The sequence below is a fragment of the Streptomyces enissocaesilis genome (genome assembly GCF_039533765.1).
Classification (GTDB): domain Bacteria; phylum Actinomycetota; class Actinomycetes; order Streptomycetales; family Streptomycetaceae; genus Streptomyces; species Streptomyces enissocaesilis.
On sequence record NZ_BAAAUD010000051.1, the window covers coordinates 98,392 to 120,255 of the forward strand.

Annotated in this window: 16 protein-coding genes, 1 tRNA gene and 1 pseudogene; 5 read left to right on the forward strand and 13 right to left on the reverse strand. The window is 69.7% G+C overall.

Annotated features, from left to right (window positions below; genetic code table 11):
- The 5 genes from ABD374_RS26265 to ABD374_RS26285 all read right to left on the reverse strand — a co-directional run bounded on the left by ABD374_RS26265 (position 1) and on the right by ABD374_RS26285 (position 5,525).
- A complete protein-coding gene (locus tag ABD374_RS26265; protein ID WP_344498101.1) occupies positions 1-909 on the reverse strand; it encodes an ABC transporter ATP-binding protein in 909 nt (302 codons plus the stop codon).
- Positions 909-2,267, reverse strand: coding sequence for a branched-chain amino acid ABC transporter permease (locus ABD374_RS26270; RefSeq protein ID WP_344498103.1), 1,359 nt, complete (start codon positions 2,265-2,267; stop codon positions 909-911). Before ABD374_RS26270 ends, ABD374_RS26265 begins: the two co-directional genes overlap by 1 nt.
- Entirely contained in the window at positions 2,264-3,187 is a 924-nt protein-coding gene (locus tag ABD374_RS26275; RefSeq protein ID WP_344498105.1) for a branched-chain amino acid ABC transporter permease, read from the reverse strand. The genes ABD374_RS26270 and ABD374_RS26275 overlap by 4 nt, the downstream gene beginning before the upstream one ends.
- Positions 3,188-3,329: 142 nt before the next feature.
- A complete protein-coding gene (locus ABD374_RS26280; protein WP_344498107.1) occupies positions 3,330-4,490 on the reverse strand; it encodes a branched-chain amino acid ABC transporter substrate-binding protein in 1,161 nt (386 codons plus the stop codon).
- A gap of 372 nt (positions 4,491-4,862) precedes the next feature.
- Positions 4,863-5,525 (reverse strand): ANTAR domain-containing response regulator, encoded by a 663-nt coding sequence (locus ABD374_RS26285; protein WP_344498109.1) that lies wholly within the window; start codon positions 5,523-5,525, stop codon positions 4,863-4,865.
- A gap of 99 nt (positions 5,526-5,624) precedes the next feature.
- Here ABD374_RS26285 and ABD374_RS26290 point away from each other — a divergent pair.
- Positions 5,625-5,699: transfer RNA gene (locus tag ABD374_RS26290), tRNA-Leu, on the forward strand.
- Between the two features lie 109 nt (positions 5,700-5,808).
- Positions 5,809-6,591 (forward strand): helix-turn-helix domain-containing protein, encoded by a 783-nt coding sequence (locus ABD374_RS26295; protein WP_344498111.1) that lies wholly within the window; start codon positions 5,809-5,811, stop codon positions 6,589-6,591.
- Positions 6,592-6,651: 60 nt separating this feature from the next.
- Here ABD374_RS26295 and pyk read toward each other — a convergent pair whose 3' ends face one another.
- Both pyk and ABD374_RS26305 read right to left on the reverse strand, forming a co-directional pair.
- Complete coding sequence (gene pyk, locus ABD374_RS26300; RefSeq protein WP_344498113.1) at positions 6,652-8,088, reverse strand: pyruvate kinase; 1,437 nt, start codon at positions 8,086-8,088, stop codon at positions 6,652-6,654.
- A 143-nt stretch (positions 8,089-8,231) separates the two neighbouring features.
- The gene (locus ABD374_RS26305; protein ID WP_344498114.1) at positions 8,232-8,954 is read right to left on the reverse strand and encodes an SIMPL domain-containing protein; all 723 of its coding nucleotides are present in this window, start codon (positions 8,952-8,954) and stop codon (positions 8,232-8,234) included.
- Between the two features lie 133 nt (positions 8,955-9,087).
- On the opposite strand from ABD374_RS26305, the gene ABD374_RS26310 reads away from it, so the two are divergent.
- Positions 9,088-10,893 (forward strand): bifunctional metallophosphatase/5'-nucleotidase, encoded by a 1,806-nt coding sequence (locus tag ABD374_RS26310; RefSeq protein WP_344498116.1) that lies wholly within the window; start codon positions 9,088-9,090, stop codon positions 10,891-10,893.
- A 127-nt stretch (positions 10,894-11,020) separates the two neighbouring features.
- Here the strand turns inward: ABD374_RS26310 and ABD374_RS26315 are convergent, their stop codons facing one another.
- The 5 genes from ABD374_RS26315 to ABD374_RS26335 form a co-directional block, all read right to left on the reverse strand.
- Positions 11,021-12,436 carry a lysine N(6)-hydroxylase/L-ornithine N(5)-oxygenase family protein gene (locus ABD374_RS26315; protein WP_344498118.1) on the reverse strand — a complete coding sequence of 472 codons (1,416 nt, stop codon included), beginning with the start codon at positions 12,434-12,436 and terminating at the stop codon, positions 11,021-11,023.
- Positions 12,433-13,845, reverse strand: a complete 1,413-nt coding sequence (locus ABD374_RS26320; protein ID WP_344498120.1) for a pyridoxal phosphate-dependent decarboxylase family protein — start codon at positions 13,843-13,845, stop codon at positions 12,433-12,435. Before ABD374_RS26320 ends, ABD374_RS26315 begins: the two co-directional genes overlap by 4 nt.
- 205 nt (positions 13,846-14,050) lie before the next feature.
- Positions 14,051-16,603, reverse strand: a complete 2,553-nt coding sequence (gene pepN, locus ABD374_RS26325) for an aminopeptidase N (protein ID WP_344498122.1) — start codon at positions 16,601-16,603, stop codon at positions 14,051-14,053.
- A 171-nt stretch (positions 16,604-16,774) separates the two neighbouring features.
- Positions 16,775-17,080, reverse strand: a complete 306-nt coding sequence (locus ABD374_RS26330; protein WP_344498124.1) for a chorismate mutase — start codon at positions 17,078-17,080, stop codon at positions 16,775-16,777.
- Between the two features lie 11 nt (positions 17,081-17,091).
- Positions 17,092-17,979 (reverse strand): helix-turn-helix domain-containing protein, encoded by an 888-nt coding sequence (locus ABD374_RS26335; protein WP_344498126.1) that lies wholly within the window; start codon positions 17,977-17,979, stop codon positions 17,092-17,094.
- Between the two features lie 145 nt (positions 17,980-18,124).
- Here ABD374_RS26335 and ABD374_RS26340 point away from each other — a divergent pair, with 145 nt between their 5' ends.
- Complete coding sequence (locus tag ABD374_RS26340) at positions 18,125-19,891, forward strand: glycoside hydrolase family 35 protein (protein WP_344498128.1); 1,767 nt, start codon at positions 18,125-18,127, stop codon at positions 19,889-19,891.
- A gap of 185 nt (positions 19,892-20,076) precedes the next feature.
- Here the strand turns inward: ABD374_RS26340 and ABD374_RS26345 are convergent.
- Positions 20,077-20,736 (reverse strand): annotated as a pseudogene (locus tag ABD374_RS26345) (hypothetical protein); the annotation flags it as partial.
- Between the two features lie 89 nt (positions 20,737-20,825).
- On the opposite strand from ABD374_RS26345, the gene ABD374_RS26350 reads away from it, so the two are divergent.
- Positions 20,826-21,719 (forward strand): hypothetical protein, encoded by an 894-nt coding sequence (locus ABD374_RS26350; RefSeq protein ID WP_344498432.1) that lies wholly within the window; start codon positions 20,826-20,828, stop codon positions 21,717-21,719.
- Positions 21,720-21,864: the final 145 nt, after the last annotated feature.

Genomic DNA, 21,864 nt, shown 5'->3' on the forward strand with positions numbered 1-21,864 from the left:
TCACTGAGTGCTCTCCTCGTCCGGCGCCGAACGCTGCTCGGCAATGATGTTCCGCACCGCGTCCGCGTCGGCGGCCGACGTACCCAGGTACGCCTCCACCACCGCCGGATGCTGCTGCACCTCGCTCGGCGTCCCCTCGGCGATCTTCTTGCCGAAGTTCAGGACCATCACCCGGTCCGCCACCGACATCACCAGCCGCATGTCGTGCTCGATCAGCAGCACACTGACACCCATTTCGGTGTTGATGCGCCGGATCAGCCGCTCGAGCTCCAGCTTCTCCGTCGGGTTGGTACCCGCCGCCGGCTCGTCCAGGAGCAGCACCTGCGGCTCCGTGGCCAGCGCCCGTGCGATCTCCAGGCTGCGCTGATCGCCGTAACACAGCGACCCCGCCACCTCGTTGAGCTTGTCCTGCAGCCCCACGAACTTCAGCAGCCGGATCGAGCGCTCGTCGCTCTCCCGCTCCGCCTTCCGCGCGCTCGGCAGCCCCAGCATGATCGACACCGGACCGGCCTTCAGCCGCGTCTCCGCCGCGATCTTCACGTTCTCCAGAGCCGTCAGCGCACCGAACAGCCGGATGTTCTGGAACGTGCGCGCCAGACCGTACCGGTTGACCAGATGCGGCTTGCTGCCCAGCAGGGACCTCTCCCCGCCGTCCTTCGGCAGGAAGGCGATCCGACCCTCCTGCGGGGTGTACGCCCCCGTCAGCGAGTTGAAGAACGACGTCTTGCCCGCACCGTTCGGACCGATCACCGCGAGGATCTCGCCCCGCCGCATCTGCATCTCGACCTTGTCGAGCACGGTCAGCCCGCCGAACCGCAACGTCACGTCCGACGTCCGGAGGACGAGATCCTCCTCGGCGGCCGCAGCCGCCCCGGAACCACCCGCACCATGTGTCACATCGGTGGACATCAGACCTTGCCTCCCACCGGCTCGGACATCGCATCCGCGTCGCCCAAGCCCTCTTCCGCCATCTTCAGCTCCCGCTGACGACGCCTGGACGGCCACACACCCTGCGGCCGGTAGATCATCATGACCACCAGCAGCGCACCCAGGTACATGTACCGGTCCGACGGATCCACGTAGTCACGCAGCACCTCCGGCAGCCACACCAGGATCGCCGCGCCGATCAGCACACCCGGGATCGACCCCATGCCACCGAAGATCACGTACGCCAGAACCAGGATCGAGTTCAGGATGACGAAGTTCTCCGGGTTGAAGTAACCCACCTTGCTCGCGTACACCACACCCGCGATGCCCGACGTCGACGCACCGATCGCGAACGCCATCAGCTTGAACCGCACCGTGTCCACACCGTTGGCGGCGGCCGCCACCTCGTCCTCACGGATCGCCGTCCACGCCCGGCCCACCCGCGAGTGCTCGAGACGCACGAAGACGATGATCAGAACGACGATGACCGTCACCAGCAGATACCAGTACGGCATCCGCTCCAGACCCCACTCGTACCCGAACGCCGAGAACTTCGGAATCTGCCGCGCACCGGCCGAACCGCCCGTGAAACCGTCCGCGTTCTTCGCCACGATGTACACGATCTCGTGGAAGCCCAGCGTCACGATCGCCAGATAGTCACCGCGCAGCCGCAGCGTCGGCGCACCCAGCAGCACACCCGCGATCAGACAGGTGAGCACCGCGACCGGGATCACCAGGAAGTTGTTCAGCACCACCGGCGGATCCACCGGCAGCGCACCGGTCCAGAACGCCGCGCTGTACGCACCCACCGCGAAGAACGCCACGAACCCCAGGTCCAGCAGACCCGCCCAGCCGATCACCACGTTCAGCCCGATGGCCAGCAGCGCGTACGTCGCCACCTGGTCCACCAGCACCGTCTGCCAGTAACCCGTCAGGTTGTACGGGGCGAACAGCGCCAGCAGCAGCCCCGCCACCACCAGCGCCCACTTCAGCTTCGGCTGCGTACGCAGCAGCGTCCGCACCCGGTCCACCGGCAGCGCACGGCCGGCCGCCACCGCGGAACCCGCCGCCTTCGACACGGACGCGCCCGCGAACTCGCGCACCGCCCAGATCGCCACCGCCAGACCCACGCACACCCACAGGTTCACACCCGTGAAGCTGGTCTCCAGCGAGTAGAAGATGTCACGCGTGTTGCCCTGCTCGCCCACCATCATCGTGAGCACCACACCCAGCGCCAGCATCGCGCCGAGCCGCTTCACCCGCGGCTGCTGGTACCACGCCACACGGCGCAGCCGCGCCGCCCTGGCCGCCGGATCCTTCACCGACACATCAGCGCTCATGCCGTCCTCCCCACTCGCTCACCGAGGATGCCGGTCGGCCGGAACATCAGCACACCGATCAGTACGACGAACGCGCCCACGTGCCGCCACTCGCCGCCGAACACCGGCACCGTCAGCGTCTCCACGACGCCCAGCATCATCCCGCCGAGCATCGCCCCACGGATGTTGCCGATACCGCCGACCACCGCCGCTGCGAACGCCGTGATGCCCGGGATGAAGCCCATGTCGAACTTGACCTGCGTGAACGTGCCGTACAGATAACCCGCCGCACCACCGAGCACACCGCCGATGACGAACGTCCGCGAGATCACCTTGTCGATGTCCACACCCATCAGACCGGCCACCTCGGCGTCCTGCGACACCGCACGGATGCCGGAACCGAGCTTGGTGCGGTTCACCATCAGGTCGAGACCGATCATCATGACCACGGCCGCCCCGAGCAGCAGCAGCTGCGTGACGTTCAGGTCCGCCCCGAAGAGCGTGAAGACCTTCTTGTTCTCGTACGCGTCGGGCATCGGCAGCGGGTCGCGCCCGAAGAGCTTGCCCGCCAGGTTGTAGAGGAAGAACGAGGCGCCGATCGCGGTGATCAGGAAGATCAGCCGCGGCGCGCCGCGCCGACGCAGCGGCCGGTACGCCACCTTCTCCAGGCCGTACGCGGTGACGGCTCCGAAGAGCCCGCCCGCCGCGAGGCCGAGCGCCACATAACCGACCGAGGCGAGCGCCGAGGGGCTGTCACCCGGCGCGATGATCGTGAGGGATATCAGGCCGCCGTACGCACCGAGCATGAAAACCTCGCTGTGCGCGAAGTTGATCAGCTGGAGCACGCCGTAGACCAGGGTGTAACCGATGGCGATGACGGCGTAGATCGAGCCGAGCACCACCCCTAGGACCAAATAGTCCCAGAACTCATTGAGGGACATCGAGCTGACTTCCTTGTGGGAGCTGTACCAGACCGGCCGACCGGTGCGATCGGCACCGGAACCGGCCGTGCTGAGCAGACAGGTGCGGTGGGTGACAACGGGCCGCGTCCCCCCACCGGGAAGGACGCGGCCCCGTGCCGGATCAGCTTCCGGCCAGCTCCTCGACGGCGCCCTGGTACTCGATCTTGCCGTCCTTGACCTGGTACAGGTACACGCTCTGGATCTTCAGTTCACCCTTGTCGTCGAAGGAGAACTCCTTGGTCAGACCCTTGTACGTGGCCTTCTGCAGCGCCTGGTGCAGGCTCTCCCGGTCGACCTTGTCGCCCAGCTTCTTCATCTCCTGGATGATCATGTTCGCCAGGTCGTACGCCTCGGCCGAGTACGTACCCGGGTTCACCTTGAACTTCTTCTTGTACTCCGTGGCGAATTCCTTGGTCGCCGACTCGACGTTGGCGTCGGTGCACGGGCACGTCAGGTACCAGCCCTCGGTGGCCTTGCCCGCGAGCTCGATGAACTTCTCGTCCTTCGTGCCGTCACCGGAGATCGCCGCGCCCTTGTAGCCGGCCTCGTCCAGCTTCTTCGCGAACGGCGCGCCGTCCTGGTAGTAACCCGCGTAAATCAGCGCGTCCGCCTTGGAGTTGACGACCTCCTTGGCCGCCGCGCTGTAGTCCGGGGTCTTCGCCGGAACGGACTTCTTGATGACCTTGACGCCCGCGGCCTTCAGTTCCTTCTCGGCCACGGCGGCCAGACCCACGCCGTAGTCCGACTTGTCGTCGAGCAGGTAGACCGTCTTCGCCTTCAGCTTCTTGGCGTAGTACGTCGCCATGCCGGCGCCCTGGGCGCTGTCGTTCGGCACACCGCGCAGGAAGGTCTTGAAGCCCTGTTCGGTCAGGGTCGGGTTGGTGGCCGACGCCGACAGCGCGGTCAGCCCGGCGTCACCGAAGAGCGGAGCGGCCGAGTTCGTCGGACCCGAGAACGCCGGACCCACGACCGCCATCACGTCCGGGTCGTCGATGGCCTTCTGAGCGGCGGCGGTCGCCTTCTCCGGCAGACCCTGGTCGTCGACCGGCAGGTACTCCAGCTTGAACGGCAGATCGCCCTTGGCGTTCGCCTGCTCGATGGCCAGCCGGACACCCTTGTCCTCGTTCTCACCCAGCGCGGTGTTGTCACCGGAGAGCGGACCCTGGAAAGCGATCTTGTACGAGCCGCCGTCACCGGCCTCGGAGTCCCCAGCACAACCAGTCAGCGCCAACGCGCCGATGACCACCGGAATAGCCACCTTGACGATAGTTTTATTCAGCACTACGAACCCCCTGGGGCAGCCACAGCGATCTTGTAAAACAAGGGGAGTTGACCCCCCGTGTGCACGCGTCGGCACAACACCGCGTGATGTGCGGGGAATCTACTCAGCCTTCACGTCACCCGCATAGGTGACGAACGGATGTGTGATCGCCCTGTGACCTCGGTCATGTGCCGGAAAGAGAACACTCCTTACCCGTGAGCGGACATGTCGCTCATGCGGTACAAGATCAGGGCGTCTTGGATCCGGACCGCTCCGAAGGCCGGACACGACGAGAACGGCCTGCTCACCCCCGGTCCGCACCCAAACGAAAAGGGCCCGTACCGCCCACCGGGCGGTACGGGCCCCGACGCACGGGCGCCGCGGAATGCGGAACTACGAGGACTGCTCCTTGGCGGCCTTCTTCTCCTCGGCATCCTGGATGACCGCCTCGGCCACCTGCTGCATGGACAGACGGCGGTCCATGGACGTCTTCTGAATCCACCGGAACGCGGCCGGCTCCGTCAGCCCGTACTGCGTCTGCAGCACCGACTTCGCCCGGTCCACCAGCTTCCGCGTCTCCAGCCGCTGCGTGAGGTCCGCGACCTCGTCCTCCAGCGCCCTCAGCTCCGTGAACCGCGACACCGCCATCTCGATGGCCGGTACGACGTCACTCTTGCTGAACGGCTTCACCAGGTACGCCATCGCCCCGGCGTCCCGCGCCCGCTCCACCAGATCGCGCTGGGAGAACGCGGTCAGCATGAGGACGGGAGCGATGGACTCCTCGGTGATCTTCTCGGCGGCGGAGATCCCGTCCAGGACGGGCATCTTCACGTCGAGGATCACGAGGTCGGGCCGGTGCTCGCGGGCGAGCTCGATGGCCTGCTGCCCGTCACCGGCCTCGCCCACGACCGCGTAGCCCTCCTCCTCGAGCATCTCCTTGAGATCGAGGCGGATGAGGGCTTCGTCCTCGGCGATGACGACGCGGGTCGTCAGCGGCGGGACGTGCGACTTGTCGTCGTCGTCGGCGACGGGCTGGGGCGACTCGGGGGTGGTCACGGGACTCCTCGTTCCACGGCAGGTACAGCTCTCCAAGAGCCTACCTAGCTGCGGTATGGTGGACGCGCAGCGGGTCGAGATCAATCTTCGATTCCCTGAGCCCCGGTAGTCCAATTGGTCAGAGACAATGGATTCAAAACCCATCCAGTGTCGGTTCGAGTCCGACTCGGGGCACTTTTCCTTAGATTCGAAGGCCGCAGAAGAACCGTCGGATTTCACGTAAACGCGTGAACGCGGCGCTGCTCCGACCTTGAGCCGACAAGACCCGGTCAGGCTCGGTCGCATGTACGACCTCGACACGCGCAAGAACGCCCTGGCACTCGTCGCGCAAGGCCACAGCCTCAGCTCCGCGAGCAGGCGGACCGGCATCTCCCGGTCCGCGATCCGTGAATGGCAGGCCCGTGTCGAACCGCTGCCGCGCATGTCCGGACAAGCCGCACCGTGCCTTCGGTGCCTGCCCGTACCGGAAGTTCCGGCCGACACCGCCGCGTACGCGTACCTCCTGGGCCTCTACCTCGGTGACGGCTGCATCAGCCCGCACCGCCGCGGCGGCCACTACCTGCGCATCGCGTGCGCCGATGCCTGGCCGGGCCTGATCGATCTGTGCCGGAACGCCATCACAGCCGTCCGTCCCGAGGACTCCGTCTACGTCCTCCGGCGGGAGGGCTGCGTGATGGTCACCAGTTACGGCCGCCATTGGCCATGCCTCTTCCCCCAGCGCGGGCCGGGCAAGAAGCACGAGCGGGCGATCGTGCTCGAAGCCTGGCAGCAGGCCGCTGTGGGCGACCGTCCATGGGAATTCGTCCGGGGGCTCATCCACTCGGACGGGTGCCGGATCACCAACTGGACCACCCGCCTCATCGGCGGCGAGCAAAAGCGCTATGAATACCCGCAGTACTTCTTCACCAACACATCCGCCGACATCCTGCGCCTCTTCACCGACACCCTCGACGCACTCGACGTCGGGTGGAAGCCGTCACACCAGAGCCGTGCCGCCCAGAACATCTCGGTCGCCAAGCGCGCCTCCGTAGCCCTCATGGACGCGCACGTCGGACCGAAGCACTGAGATCCGGCGACATCCGCACCACGGGGAAGGGCCCCTCCCCGGAGGGGCCCTTTGCGGCGGTCAGCTCGGTGGGGCGTCGTTCTCGCCGATGTGGTGGACGCGGACGAGGTTGGTGGAGCCCGCGACACCGGGCGGGGAGCCGGCGGTGATGATCACGACCTCGCCCTTCTTGCAGCGGCCGATGCGCAGGAGGTGCTCGTCGACCTGGGCGACCATGGCGTCGGTGGAGTCGACGTGGGGGCCGAGGAAGGTCTCGACGCCCCAGGTGAGGTTGAGCTGGGAGCGGGTCGCCGGGTCGGGGGTGAAGGCGAGCAGCGGGATGGGTGAGCGGTAGCGGGAGAGCCGCTTGACGGTGTCGCCGGACTGGGTGAAGGCGACGAGGAACTTCGCGCCGAGGAAGTCGCCGATGTCGGCGGCGGCGCGGGCGACGGCTCCGCCCTGGGTGCGGGGTTTGTTGCGTTCGGTGAGCGGCGGGAGCCCCTTGGCGAGGATGTCCTCCTCCGCGGCTTCGACGATGCGGCCCATGGTCCTGACCGTCTCGATGGGGTATTTGCCGACGCTGGTCTCGCCGGAGAGCATGACGGCGTCGGTGCCGTCGATGACGGCGTTGGCGACGTCGGAGGCTTCGGCGCGGGTGGGGCGGGAGTTCTCGATCATCGAGTCGAGCATCTGGGTGGCGACGATGACCGGCTTGGCGTTGCGCTTGGCGAGTTTGATGGCGCGCTTCTGGACGATCGGGACTTGTTCGAGTGGCATTTCGACGCCGAGGTCGCCGCGGGCGACCATGATGCCGTCGAAGGCGGCGACGATGTCGTCGATGTTCTCGACGGCCTGGGGCTTTTCGATTTTGGCGATGACGGGGAGGCGGCGGCCTTCTTCCTTCATGATGCGGTGGACGTCTTCGATGTCGCGTCCGCTGCGTACGAAGGAGAGGGCGACGATGTCGGCTCCGGTGCGCAGGGCCCAGCGGAGGTCTTCGATGTCTTTCTCGGAGAGCGCGGGTACGGAGACGGCGACGCCGGGGAGGTTGAGGCCCTTGTGGTCGGAGACCATGCCTCCTTCGATGACGAGGGTGCGGACGCGGGGTCCGTCGACGCCGGTGACTTCGAGGGTGACTTTTCCGTCGTCGACGAGGATGCGTTCGCCCGTGCTGACGTCGGTGGCGAGGCCCTGGTAGGTGGTGCCGCAGGTGTGGCGGTCGCCTTCCATGGGTTCGACGGTGATGGTGAACTCGTCGCCTCGTTCAAGGAGTACGGGGCCTTCGCGGAAGCGTCCGAGGCGGATCTTCGGGCCTTGAAGGTCGGCGAGTACGCCGACGCTGCGGCCGGTTTCGTCGGAGGCTTTGCGTACGCGCTGGTAGCGCTCTTCGTGTTCGGCGTAGGTGCCGTGGCTGAGGTTGAAGCGGGCTACGTCCATTCCGGCTTCGACCAGTGCCTTGATCTGGTCGTACGTGTCGGTGGCGGGCCCCAGGGTGCAAACGATTTTGGCTCGGCGCATGGTCCGAGCCTAGGGCTTACCAGTCAGTAGACAATTAGACGCTCGTGACTGCTCAACAACCTTTGCATGAAAGGTTGTTGACAAGTGTTGAATGTGCAGGGGGGTGCTCCGATGAGCAGGTGGAGAGGGGGTGTTCCGGAGTCTCAGAGCTGGGGCGGGGTCATGATGAAGCGGGCGTGCACGAGGGCGTGGAGGGTCTGGCGTTGGGGTTCGAGGTCGAGGGCGGGGGCAGGGGCGTCTTCCGCCCTTTCGAGTACGGCGGAGCGCATCCGGCCGGCGAAGGCGGGTGGTGCGGGGTGGGGGGTTTCGGCGCCGGGGTCGGCCAGTTCGACGAGGGCGGTGAGGCCGGCGTCGAGGGCCTGGGCGTATTCGCGGGCGCGTTTGACGGCTTCGCGTACGGCGTGGCGGCGCACTTCGGCGTATGCGGGTGAGTCGGGGCGCATGGCCCACCAGGGGCCGTCGACCCGGGTGAGTTCGAGGTCGGCGAGGCGGGTGGTGAGTTCGCCGAGCGCGGTGAAGTCGGTGAGGGCGGCGGTGATGCGGACGCTTCCGTGGTAGGCGCGGACGCGTTCGCCGCGGCCGCGTCGGGCGAGTTCGGGGCTGATGGAGAAGGCGCCGGTTTCGAGCTCTTCGACGGCGTCGCCGTAGGTCTTGACGAGGTCGAGGGCGAGGCTGTTGCGGCGGGTGAGGTCTTCGAGTGCGGTGCGGCGGTCCGTGCCGCGGGCGTTGACGGTGATGCCGATGCGGGCGATTTCGGGGTCGAATTCGAGGCGGGCTTCGCCCTGGACGGCGAGGCGGGGCGCTTCGGGGGTGCCGTACGGGGGGTGTGGGGTGTGCGGGGTCGGGGGGCTCGGTTCGTCGGTCACTTTTCCACTGTCGCACCCGGGGGTGACAACGGGCGGTCATCAGATCGAAATGTGAAAGGGGTGTTGCCGGTGTGACGGGCTGGGCCAGAATCTACGCGCGTCACACAGCGCAACGGAACGAGGAGACGACAAGATGCCGCTGAACCGTAGGACGTTCCTGGGCCGCTCGGCCGCCGCAGGAGCCGGTGTTGCCGTGGCCGGCGGGGCCGTCGCCGCCCCCGCCACCGCCGCCGGAGCGCGCGGGAAGGGGCGGGCGCCGAAGCGGTACTCCTTCACCGTGATGGGCACGACGGACCTGCACGGCAATGTCTTCAACTGGGACTACTTCACGGACAAGGAGTTCGACGACAAGGCCCACAACGATGTGGGCCTGGCGAAGATCTCCACCCTGGTGAACCGGATCCGTGAGGAGAAGGGCCGCGGCAACACGCTGCTCATCGACGCGGGCGACACCATCCAGGGAACACAGCTGTCGTACTACTACGCCAAGGTCGACCCGATCACGGCGGCCCACGGCCCCGTGCACCCGATGGCGCAGTCGATGAACGCCATCGGCTACGACGCGGCCGCTCTCGGGAACCACGAGTTCAACTACGGCATACCGGTGCTGCGGAAGTTCGAGGAGCAGTGCGACTTCCCGCTCCTCGGTGCGAACGCCCTGGACGCGAAGACGCTGCGCCCGGCCTTCCCCCCGTACTTCATGAAGAGGCTGCGTACGCCGCACGGCCGTGATGTGCGGGTGGCGGTGCTCGGTCTGACGAACCCGGGCATCGCGATCTGGGACAAGCAGAACGTGCAGGGGAAGATGACGTTCCCGGGTCTGGAGGAGCAGGCGGCGAAGTGGGTGCCGAAGCTGCGTTCCATGGGTGCGGACGTGGTCGTCGTGTCGGCGCACTCGGGCTCCAGCGGCACGTCGTCGTACGGTGACCAGCTGCCGTACGTCGAGAACGCGGCGGGTCTGGTGGCCGAGCAGGTCCCCGGCATCGACGCGATCCTCGTCGGGCACGCGCACACGGAGATTCCCGAGTACTTCGTGGAGAACAAGGAGTCGGGCCGGAAGGTCGTCCTGTCGGAGCCGCTCAAGTGGGGGCAGCGGCTGACGCTGTTCGACTTCGGTCTGGTGTGGGCGAAGGGCCGCTGGACGGTGGAGAGGGTGGGGGCGAGGGTCCTCAACTCCAATACGGTCGCCGAGGACCCGAAGATCGTGAAGCTGCTCGGTGACGAGCACCGGAAGGTCGTGGCGTACGTGAACCAGGTCATCGGTACGTCGACGGCCGCGATGACGACGGCGCAGGCGGCGTGGAAGGACGAGCCGCTGATCGATCTGATCAACCACGTGCAGGTGGAGACGGTGCGGGCGGCGCTGGCGGGCGGGGCGTACGCGGGGCTGCCGGTGCTGTCGCAGGCGTCGTGCTTCTCGCGGACGGCGGCGGTTCCGGCGGGCGAGGTGACGATCAAGGACGCGGCGGGTCTGTATCCGTTCGAGAACACGCTGGAGGCGCGGGTGCTGACCGGCGCGCAGCTGAAGGAGTACCTGGAGTTCTCGGCGAAGTACTACGTGCAGACGCCGGCGGGGGCCGCGGTGGACACGTCGAAGCTGACGAACGCGGGGAACACGCCGGACTACAACTACGACGTGGTGTCGGGTGTGACGTACGAGGTCGACATCGCGAAGCCGGCCGGTTCGCGGATCGTGAATCTCGCGTTCGGGGGTGAGCCGGTGGATGCGGCGGCGGAGTTCGTGCTGGCGGTCAACAACTACCGGGCGAGTGGTGGCGGGGCGTTTCCGCACATCGCGGACGCGAAGCAGGTGTGGGTGAATTCGGAGGAGATCCGGAACACGATCATCACGTGGGTGCAGGCGAAGGGGGTGCTGGATCCGGCGGAGTTCGCTTCGGTGGGCTGGAAGCTGACGCGGGACGGTGTGCCGGTGTTCTAGGGGCGGTGGGCGCGGTCCGCCCTGCGGGGCTCCGTTCCGTACCCCGGTCCCCCGGTCCCTGGATGTCGGATGACGGACGGGCTGGACGTTCTCGCTCAGCGGGAGGGTTCCAGCCCGTTCGGCGTCTCTAGCGGCCCTGGGTCAGCGGGGTGAGGGCCGGCTGCTGGGCGGGGATCCTGGGTGCCTCGCGGCGTTCGAGGCCGAAGCTGGTGAACGCGGTGCGCCTCGGCAGTGGGTAGGGGTCGGTGCCGGTGAGGGAGTTGAGGATCGTCGCGCTGCGCCATGCGGCGAGGCCGAGGTCGGGTGCGCCGACGCCGTGGGTGTGCCGTTCGGCGTTCTGCACGTAGACGGATCCGGTGACGGCGGGGTCGAGGACGATGCGGAACTGGTCGTCGATGCGGAGGCGTTCGGAGGCGTCGCGGCGGATGTAGGGGTCGAGTCCGGCGAGGAGCTGTCCGAGGGGGCGTTCGCGGTAGCCGGTGGCGAGGACGACGGCGTCGGTGGTGAGGCGGGAGCGGGTGCCCTGCTGGAGGTGTTCGAGGTGGAGTTCGACCTTGGTGGTGCCGACGCGGCCGGCGGTGCGTACGGAGACTCCGGGGGTGAGGACCGCGTCGGGCCAGCCGCCGTGGAGGCTGCGCCGGTAGAGCTCTTCGTGGATGGCGGCGATGGTGTCGGCGTCGATGCCTTTGTGGAGTTGCCACTGGCGGGGGCCGAGGCCGTCGCGTACGGACTCGGGGAGGGCGTGGAAGTAGCGGCTGTAGTCGGGGGTGAAGTGCTCCAGGCCGAGTTTGGAGTACTCCATGGGGGCGAAGGCCTCGGTTCTGGCCAGCCAGGTGATCTTCTCGCGGCCCGCGGGGCGGGCGCGGAGCAGGTCGAGGAAGATCTCGGCGCCGGACTGTCCTGATCCGACGACGGTGATGTGTTCGGCGGCCAGGACCCGTTCGCGGTGGTCGAGGTAGTCGGCGGAGTGGATGACGGGGACGGTGGGGGCTTCGGCGAGTGGTTTGAGGGATTCGGGGATGTGGGGCTGGGTGCCGACGCCGAGGGCGACGTTGCGGGTGTAGGCGCGGCCGAGGGCTTCGGCTTCGCCTTCGGCGTCGAGTTGGGTGAAGTCGATCTCGAAGGCGTCGCGCTCGGCGTTCCAGCGGACGGCGTCGACCTGGTGGCTGAAGTGGAGTCCGGGGAGGTGGGTGCTGACCCAGCGGCAGTAGGCGTCGTATTCGGCGCGTTGGATGTGGAAGCGCTCGGCGAAGTAGAAGGGGAAGAGCCGGTCGCGGGTGCGCAGGTAGTTGAGGAAGGACCAGGGGCTGGCGGGGTCGGCGAGGGTGACGAGGTCGGCCAGGAAGGGGACTTGGAGGGTGGCGCCTTCGATGAGGAGGCCGGGGTGCCAGTGGAAGGCGGGGCGCTGTTCGTAGAAGGCGGTGGTGAGGCCGCCGTGTACGCCGTCGGCGAGGGCGGCGAGGGAGAGGTTGAACGGGCCGATGCCGATGCCGACCAGGTCGTGGGGCTGGTCGGGTGCTTGGGGCTGGGGGGAGGCGGTCATCGGTGGGTGCTGCCTTCCGGGAGTGACAGGTGTGAGAGGAGCGAGAGGAGTGCTTCGAGGTCGCTGGGGGTGGTGTGGGGGTTGAGGAGGGTTGCTTTGAGCCAGAGGCGGTCGTCGGCGCGGGCGCGGCCGAGGACGGCGCGGCCTTCGGTGAGGAGGGTGCGGCGGATGGTGGCGATGTCGTCGTCGGTGGCGCGGGTGGGGCGGAAGAGGACGGTGCTGATGGTGGGGCGGTCGTGGAGTTCGAGGCCGGGGGTGTTCTCGATGAGGTCGGCGAGGTGCTGGGCGGCGGCGCAGGTGCGGTCGACGAGGTCGGCGAGCCCTCGGCGGCCGAGGGCGCGGAGGGTGACGGCGATCTTGAGGACGTCGGGGCGCCGGGTCGTACGCAGGGAGCGGCCGAGGAGGTCGGGGAGGCCGGCTTCGGTGTCGTCGTCGGCGTTGAGGTAGTCGGCCTGGTGGCCGAGGGGGGCCAGGGTGGTGGCGTCGGGGACGGCGAGGAGTCCTGCGGCGACGGGCTGCCAGCCGAGTTTGTGCAGGTCGAGGCTGACGGTGTGGGCGCGGGAGAGACCGTGGAGGCGGGCTCTGTGGACGTCGCTGAAGAGCAGGGGGCCGCCGTACGCGGCGTCGATGTGGAGTTCCGCGTGGTGGCGTGCGCAGAGGTCGGCGATGTCGGGGAGGGGGTCGATGCCGCCGGTGTCGGTGGTGCCCGCGGTGGCGGTGACGAGGAGGGGGTGGTGGAGGTCGGTGAGGGCTTCGTCGAGTGCGGCGGGGTCGACGACACCGGTGGGGGCGGGGACGGCCACCGGTTCGGGAAGGCCGAGGAGCCAGGCGGCGCGGTGCAGTGAGTGGTGGGCGTTGGCGCCGCAGACGAGTTGTACGGGGCCGTGGCGTTCGCGGGCGAGGAGGAGGGCGAGCTGGTTGGCTTCGGTGCCGCCGGTGGTGAGGAGGGCGTCGGGTGCGGGTTCCCGGGGGTAGACCTCGGCGGCGAGCGCACGGGCGACGTGGGTTTCCAGGGCGGAGGCCGCGGGTCCCTGGTCCCAGGAGTCCATGGACGGGTTGAGTGCGGACGCGGCGAGGTCGGCCGCGGTGGCGACGGCGAGCGGCGGGCAGTGCAGGTGGGCGGCGCACCGGGGGTCCGCGGGGTCGGCGGCGCCTTCGGCGAGGGCGCGGACGAGGGTGCGGAGGGCTTCCTCGGCTCCGGTGCCGGTGGCGGGCAGCGCGGGTCCGACGGCGTCGAGGAGCCGCTCGGTGACGGGGCCGGGGCCGCCGGCGGGGAGCGGTCCGCCACGGGCGAGGGCGCCCTGGTGGAGGGCGTCGAGGACGGTGTCGAGCAGGGGCCGCAGGGCGGCGGGCCCTCCTGTGCCGCCGGCGAGGGGCGGGAGGGGGGTGCCGGGGGGCGGCGTACTCATGCGTGGTCCTTCGGGTGCGCTGGGCTGGCACACCAGCGTGTACAGGCGTGAGCCGGTGCGTCCGGAGTGCTCGACGATCTCAACCCGAAAGTGGTACTGCCGCGTGGGAGAGCGGAGGTGGCCGCGTGCAGCTGGTATGGGGCCCGGTCCGGTGCTGGTGGGCGGTGGCGGGCAGTGGCGTGGTGCCGGACCGGGCCCCGGTGGGTCAGCTTTCCCGTACGGCGATGGCGCGGCGAAGGTCGTCGAGCTGGTCGACGAGTTTGCGGCGCAGGGCCGGGATCATCTCGGTGTCGCGCAGGAAGTCCTCGCCGAGGCGCAGGGAGTCCGTGTCGACGGCGAAGTGGGGGAAGGCGTGGCGCCCCGCGGCTTCGGCGATGGCGGGTCCGCGGCGGTCGGCGACGGCTTTGGCGTCGCGGTAGTAACGGGGGACGTAGTCGCGTACGAGGGTGGCCTGTTCGGGTTGCCAGAAGCCCTGGGCGGTGGCGGTGAAGAGGTAGTTGGAGAGGGTGTCGTCCTCGAACATGCGGGACCAGGCGGCGGCTTTGGCCTCGGGTGCGGGGAGGGCGGCGCGGCAGCGGGCGGCGCCTTCCTGGCCGGTGGCGCTGGGGTCGCGGCCGAGTTCGGCGGCGATGGCGGTTTCGTCGGTGGCGCCGAGTACGGCGAGGCGGCGCAGGATGCGCCAGCGCAGGGCGGGGTCGAGTTCGGGGCCGCCGGGGACGCCGCCGCTGTGGAGCCAGTCCTGGATGCCGTCGGGCTGGGTGGCGGCGTCGATGAAGTGGCGTACGGCGGTGAGGCGCAGGCCGGGGCTGCTGCCGTCCTCGGTGCGGCGGATGAGGTCGCGGCACAGGGAGGTGAGGGTGGCGAGGCCGGTGGGGCGTTCGGCCGGGGAGAGGTAGCGGTCGGTGATGTGGGTGGCGGCGAAGGCGAGTACGCCCTGGACGATGGCGAGGTCGGTTTCGTCCGGGAGGTGGGCGCGGGCCGTCTCCAGGTAGGCGACGGGTTCGAGCTCGCCGTCGCGGACCATGTCGCGCAGGCAGTTCCACACGACGGCGCGGGTGAGGGGGTCCGGGATGCCGGAGAGGGTGCGCAGTGCGCGTTCCTCGGACTCCTTGTCGAGGCGGATCTTGGCGTAGGTGAGGTCGCCGTCGTTGAGGACGACGAGGGCGGGGCGGCGGCCGGCTCGTACGGTCACGGACTCGGACTCGGACTCGGACCCCGACCCGGAGTCGGAGTCGGAGTCGGGCTGGGTCCGGACCTGGGCCTGGGGCAGGTCGATTTCGAACCGCTCGCGCAGAACGAGGCTCCGGCTGTCGACCAGGTCGTGGTCGTAGACGCCGACGGCGATGCGGTGGGGGCGGCTGCCGTTCCGGCCGACGGTCAGGTGCCAGTGGCCCTCGGCCTCGGCGGGCTGGGGGGTGAGCGTGTCGACGCCGGTGGTGCGCAGCCACGCCCCGGCCCAGGCGTGGACGTCCCGGTCGGTGGCGGAGGCGAGGTTGTCGATGAAGTCGGCGAGGGTGGCGTTGGCGAATTTGTGGCGGGCGAAGTGGGTGTTGATGCCGGTCAGGAAGTCCTTCTCGCCGAGCCAGGCGACGAGCTGGCGCAGGGCGGAGGCGCCCTTGGCGTAGGAGATTCCGTCGAAGTTGAGCAGGGCGGACGCGGTGTCGGGGACGGCGTCCGGGTCGGGGGCGACGGGGTGGGTGGAGGGACGCTGGTCGGCGTCGTATCCCCAGCCCTTGCGGGCGACGGCGAAGTCGGTCCAGGTGTCGGTGAAGCGGGTGGCTTCGGTGAGGGTCTGGTAGCCCATGTACTCGGCGAAGGACTCGTTGAGCCAGATGTCGTCCCACCACTGGAGGGTGACGAGGTCGCCGAACCACATGTGGGCCATTTCGTGGGCGATGACCATGGCGCGGGTCTGGCGTTCGGTGTCGGTGACGGCGGAGCGGTAGACGAACTCGTCGCGGAAGGTGACGAGGCCGGGGTTCTCCATGGCGCCGGCGTTGAATTCGGGGACGAACGCCTGGTCGTAGGAGTCGAAGGGGTAGGGCTCTTCGAACTTCTCGTGGTAGCGGTCGTAGCAGGCGCGGGTGATGTCGAGGATCTCCTCGGCGTCGGCGCTCAGGTACGGCGCGAGGGAGCGGCGGCAGTGGAGGCCGAAGGGCAGGCCGGCGTGGTGGGTGCGCACGGAGTGCCAGGGGCCCGCGGCGACGGCGACCAGGTAGGTGGAGATGGGCGGGGTGGGGGCGACGGTCCAGCGGCCCGCGCCCTGGTGTTCGGCGATGCCGTTGCCGAGGACGGTCCAGTTGCCGGGGGCTGTGACGGTGAGGGCGAAGACGGCTTTGAGGTCGGGCTGGTCGAAGGCGGCGAAGACGCGCTGGACGTCGTCCATGAAGAGCTGGGTGTAGACGTACGTCTCGCCGTCGGTGGGGTCGGTGAAGCGGTGCATGCCTTCGCCGGTGCGGGAGTAGCGCATGGCGGCGTCGACGCGCAGTTCGTGGTCTCCGGGGGTGAGGCCGGTGAGGGGGACGCGGTTTCCGTCGAGCGTTCCGGGGGCGAGGGGCTGTCCGTCGAGGGTGACGGTGCGCAGGGTGGCGGGCTTGATCTCGACGAAGGTGTCCCCGGCGGTGTGCGCGGTGAAGTGGATCACGGTGCGGGAGTCGAAGGTCTCTTCGCCGCGGGTCAGATCGAGGTCGATCGTGTACCGGTGGACGTCGATGAGCTGGGCTCGGGTCTGCGCTTCGTCGCGCGTCAGTACGGACATGGGGACATGCTGCCCGATGGCGCGGGGGCGGCACAGCGGGCAGTGCTGCGCCGGGCCCTGCTCCGGTCCTGCTCCGGCGGTGCGGTGCCGGACGCGGACCACGGGGTGTGTCCGTGCCGCGTGCTCGTGTCTGGCACCTCGCCCCTTGCGCCCTGTGCCCTGTGCTCGCGGTCAGGACTTCGCGATTGTTTCGTGGTGGCGGATGACCTCCGCGATGATGAAGTTCAGCAGCTTCTCGGCGAAGGCCGGGTCCAGTTTGGCTTTCTCCGCGAGTTCGCGCAGGCGGGCAATCTGGCGGGCCTCGCGGGCCGGGTCGGCGGGCGGGAGCTGGTGCTGTGCCTTGAGGTGGCCGACCTGCTGGGTGCATTTGAAGCGCTCGGCGAGCATGTGGACGACGGCGGCGTCGATGTTGTCGATGCTGTCGCGCAGGCGGCTCAGTTCGGCGACGACGGACTCGTCGATTTCGCTGGAGGTCATGGTCAGGGAGCTTACGTCGGCCGGGTCGCGATGGTCGGCGGGTGTTCGGGATCTGGGATCTGGTGGCTCCAGCCGCCGTGGACGGCGCCTCCCTGCTGGGCGCGGAAGCGCACGGGGGCCATGCCGACGCGGCGGGAGAAGAGGCGGGAGAAGTAGGCGGGGTCGTCGTAGCCGACGCGGCGGGCGACGGCGGCCACGGGGAGTTCGGTGGCGGCGAGGAGTTCCTTGGCGCGGCCGAGGCGGATGCCGAGGAGGTAGTCCTTGGGGCTGCATCCGGCGCCGCGGCGTACGGCGGTGCGCAGTTCGGCGGGGGTCATGCCGTGGCGGGAGGCGTGTTCGGCGACGGTCAGGGGCTGGAAGGCGTCGCGGGCGAGGGACCGGAGCACGGGGTCTCCGTCGGTTCCGACGTCGGCGCGGGCGCGGCGCAGGGCGACGAGGAGTTCGTGGACGGCGGCGCCGGTCTCGACTTCCAGGAGGGGGTTTCCGCGGCGTGCGGCGCGCGTGATGCGGCCGACGGCGGCGCGGGCGGCCGCGGTGTCGGCGAGGGGGACGACGGGGCGGTCGGGCTCGATGTAACCGAGTTCGGTGTACGTCGTGGTGGCGGGCCCGGTGAAGTCGACGAAGCTTTCGTCCCAGCCGGTGGCCGGGTCGGGCCCGTAGTGGTGCGGAATGCCGGGCATGAGCCAGATCAGGGCGGGGGCGATGACGGTGACGCGCCGTCCGTCGGGGCCGCGGTACCAGCCTCTGCCCGCGCTGACGACGACGGCGACGTGGTGGTCGAGGGTGCGGGGGCCGACGGTGGGCAGGGTGCCGTGTTGCAGGCCGACTCCGAGGCAGACCAGTCCGAGTTTGTGGTGGGTGGGGCTGGGGGTGAAGTAGCGCATCCAGGTGTGGTACATCCGCTCCGCTTCCTCCCGCCTGCTCAGGTGGCGTTCCGTCGTGTCCGGTCAACTGTGTCCAATCAGCGCTGATCTTTGTCCATGGACCGTTCCGCCGCCAGGGGGTGAGGCTGGGGCGCGGGCAGTGGAGCGAGAGGCGGGGACCGTGGCTGACTTCACGGTGGGTGAGACGGATTTCGAGCTGGACGGGGAGCCGGTGCGGCTGCTGTCGGGGGCTCTGCACTACTTCCGGGTGCACGAAGGGCAGTGGGGGCACCGGCTGGCGATGCTGCGCGCCATGGGGCTCAACTGTGTCGAGACGTACGTTCCGTGGAACCTGCACGAGCCGGAGCCCGGGCGGCTGCGGGACGCGGGGGCGCTGGGCCGGTTCCTGGACGCGGCGCGGGGGGCGGGGCTGTGGGCGGTCGTGCGTCCGGGGCCGTACATCTGCGCCGAGTGGGAGAACGGCGGGCTGCCGCACTGGCTGACGGGTGCGCTGGGGGCGCGGGTGCGCACGCGCGACGCGGAGTACCTGGGGCACGTGGAGCGGTGGTTCGGGCAGCTGCTGCCGCAGGTGGTGGAGCGGCAGGCCGACCGGGGCGGCCCGGTGGTCATGGTGCAGGTCGAGAACGAGTACGGCAGTTACGGCTCGGACCAGGTGTACCTGCGGCATCTGGCGGAGTTCCTGCGGGGACGCGGTGTGACGGTGCCGCTGTTCACTTCGGACGGGCCCGAGGACCACATGCTGACGGGCGGCTCCGTGCCCGGGGTGCTGGCGACGGCGAACTTCGGGTCGGGGGCGCGCGAGGGTTTCGAGGTCCTGCGGCGGTACCAGCCCTCGGGGCCCTTGATGTGCATGGAGTTCTGGTGCGGCTGGTTCGACCACTGGGGTGCGGAGCGTGTCGTACGGGATCCCGCCGACGCGGCGGCGGCGCTGAAGGAGATCCTGGAGTGCGGCGCCTCGGTCAATGTCTACATGGCGCACGGGGGCACGAACTTCGCGGGCTGGTCGGGGGCGAACCGTTCCGGGCGGTTGCACGACGGGGAGCTCCAGCCGACGGTGACGTCGTACGACTACGACGCCCCCATTGACGAGTACGGCCGCCCGACGGAGAAGTTCTGGCTGTTCCGGGACGTCCTGGCGCCGTACCGGGGCGGCGGGGCGCCCGTGCCGGACGTGCCGGACGCGCCTGCCGCGCTGGGTGCGCCGGTCCGGGCGGAGCTCACGGGGTGGGCGCCGCTCGGCGACGTACTGGAGGTGCTCGGGGGCGCGGAGACGGAGCGCGCGATGCCGCCGACGTTCGAGGAGCTTGGGGTGGACCGGGGGCTGGTCCGCTACCGGGTGGACGTGCCGGGGCCCCGGCGGGCGTATCCGCTGGGCGTGACGGGGCTGCGGGACCGGGCCGTGGTGTACGTCGACGGGGTGCGGGCCGGTGTGCTGAGCGGCGGGGCGGGCGGTTACGCGGTGCTGGACGGGCCCGTGGCCGGGCCGGCCGCCGTGGAGCTGTGGGTGGAGTCGCTGGGGCGGATCAACTACGGGCCGCGTGTCGCCGAGCCGAAGGGCATCACGGGCGGCGTGCTGCACGAACGGCAGTATCTGCACGGTGTACGGGCGCGGGGGCTTTCCCTGGACGCGTTCGAGGACGCGGACGCGCTCGGGAAGGTCCCGTACCGTTCCCCGGAAGCGGGGGCAGGCGCTTCGGGGCTGTTCCGGGGAACGTTCGAAGTCCGGGGTGCGGGTGACGCGTCGCTGCGGCTGCCGGGCTGGGAGCGGGGCTTCGTGTGGGTGAACGGCTTCTGTCTGGGCCGGTACTGGGCGGTGGGGCCCCAGGACGCGCTGTACGTTCCCGGACCCGTGCTGCGGGAGGGCGCGAACGAGGTGTGGGTGCTGGAGCTGGAGAGCGCCGGCGAGCACGCTCCGGAGTTCGCCTGATACGGGCGGAACGCCCTGGAGGGCCGGTCTCCCGGTAAGGACCGGCCCTCAGGGCGCTGCCCCTTTTGCACCGCCCGCACCTCGCGCGCTTCGAAGGCGTCAAGGACGAACTCCGCCGTCCCGTCGTCGCCGGTCTTGCGCAGGCCGACCCATGTCTCGCCCCTGGCGGGCGCCGTGAGCTCGTAGCTCAGCGCGGTCGGTCCGGTGGCGACGGGCAGCGCCTTGCGGTCGAGTTCGCGGGCGGCCGGCTCGTCGACACCGGTGATCCACGCGTACTGGCCGGCCCTCTCGTCCTCGTAGCGGAAGGAGACCCGGTAGCGCCTGCCCGCCTCGAAGCGGACGGTGTCCTGCACGGTCCGGTAGACCAGACCGGTGTTCTCGCCGCGCGACTTGAGGGATTCCGAGCCGTCGACGACGTCGTCGATCGCCTTGCCGTTCCAGCCGCGCTGCGTGAAGGGGGCGTGCCGCTGCGCGATGTGGGTGCGCGGGTCGGTGGAGCCGCCCGCGTCGCCCTTGACGAAGACACCCCGCCCCTGCGGCACGTTCTGGAAGTCCTCGAAGGCGAGCGTTCCGGGCTGGGTGCTGCGCTTCGCGGGAACGATCCGTACGTTGTCGAAGCGCACCCGTGCGTCGCCCGCGTCGGCCCGCAGGGCGAGGTCGAGGTCCGCCCGGCCCCCGCGAAGTTGCCGGTGCGCGGGATGCCGAGGAGCGTCGGCCACTTGTCGGCGAAGACGTCCTTCTGGTGGTTGCCGCGGATGCGCCGGCGGGCCGGCTGCCGGCCGCGGCGAGGACCACTGCGTCTGCGGCGGCACCTCCCCCGAGGGCACGAGGCGATCCAGGCGCATCCCGCCGGAGCCCGCCGGGCCCGCCGAATCGGCTTACAGTGGAGACCTGTTCACCGTCGTGCCGCAGGCCTGTGGGGGTGAGTGCCGACGTGACCAGCGGGAGCGAGGTCGTACACGGCTATCCGCATCTGACCACCGTGCGGTCCGCCATCACCGCGCTCCACAAACGGCTCTCGTACGACGGCGTGCGCTCCTACGCCACGAGTGTCCTCCCCGTCGACGTGGCCTTCTCCGACCAGGACGACCTGCACCTCGGCGCCCAGCGCGTGGCCCGCGCCCTCGTCCACCACCTGCGCCTGCCGGACGCCCGCGTGATCGTGAGTTTCCGCGAGATGGAGCACGCCGCGAGCGTGGAGCTGACGGCGGGCCCGGAGTACTTCATCGAGCTCAACGACCGCTTCAGGACGCACCGGGGCGACATCGGCGCCGCCCTCGCCCACGAGATCACGCACGTGCTGCTGCACCGGCTCGGCCTGGCCTTCGCCGGCACCCGCGACAACGAGATCCTCACCGACACCGTGACGACGTATCTCGGGGCGGGCTGGCTGCTGCTCGACGCGTACCGCGAGGACGGCGTGTCCCGTCAGAAGCTCGGTTATCTCACCCCGGAGGAGTTCGGGTACGTCCTGGCGAAACGGGCGATCGCCTTCGACGAGGACCCCGCGCCCTGGTTCACCAGCGCACAGGCGTACACGGCGTACACCAAGGGCCTCGCACAGGCCCGCCACGACGGGCAGCAGCCGCCGCTGACCGCCGCCGGGTGGGCGGGGCGCCGCAGGTACGCCAGGCAGCGGCGGCACGCGCAGGAGCACGGCGGCCGTGCGGACCCCGGTTCTCCGTACGCCTTCGAGGGCGGCGGGCGCGACACGCTGCGCGTCTCGTTCCCCTGTCCCACCTGCCGGCAGCGCATCCGGATTCCCGTGCGCGGCCGCGTACGGGCGCGCTGCGCGCTCTGCCGCACGGTTTTCGAATGCGACACCTGAACCGGCGCACGCAGGGCCGAAACATGACGAACGATCCGGCAGCGGGCCCCCAGGCCCTGTGCGAAGCCGTGTACGACGGCGGGGGCGACGCCGTCGTACGGCTGCTGCGTTCCGGCGTCCCCGCCGAGGCCACCGACGACGGCAC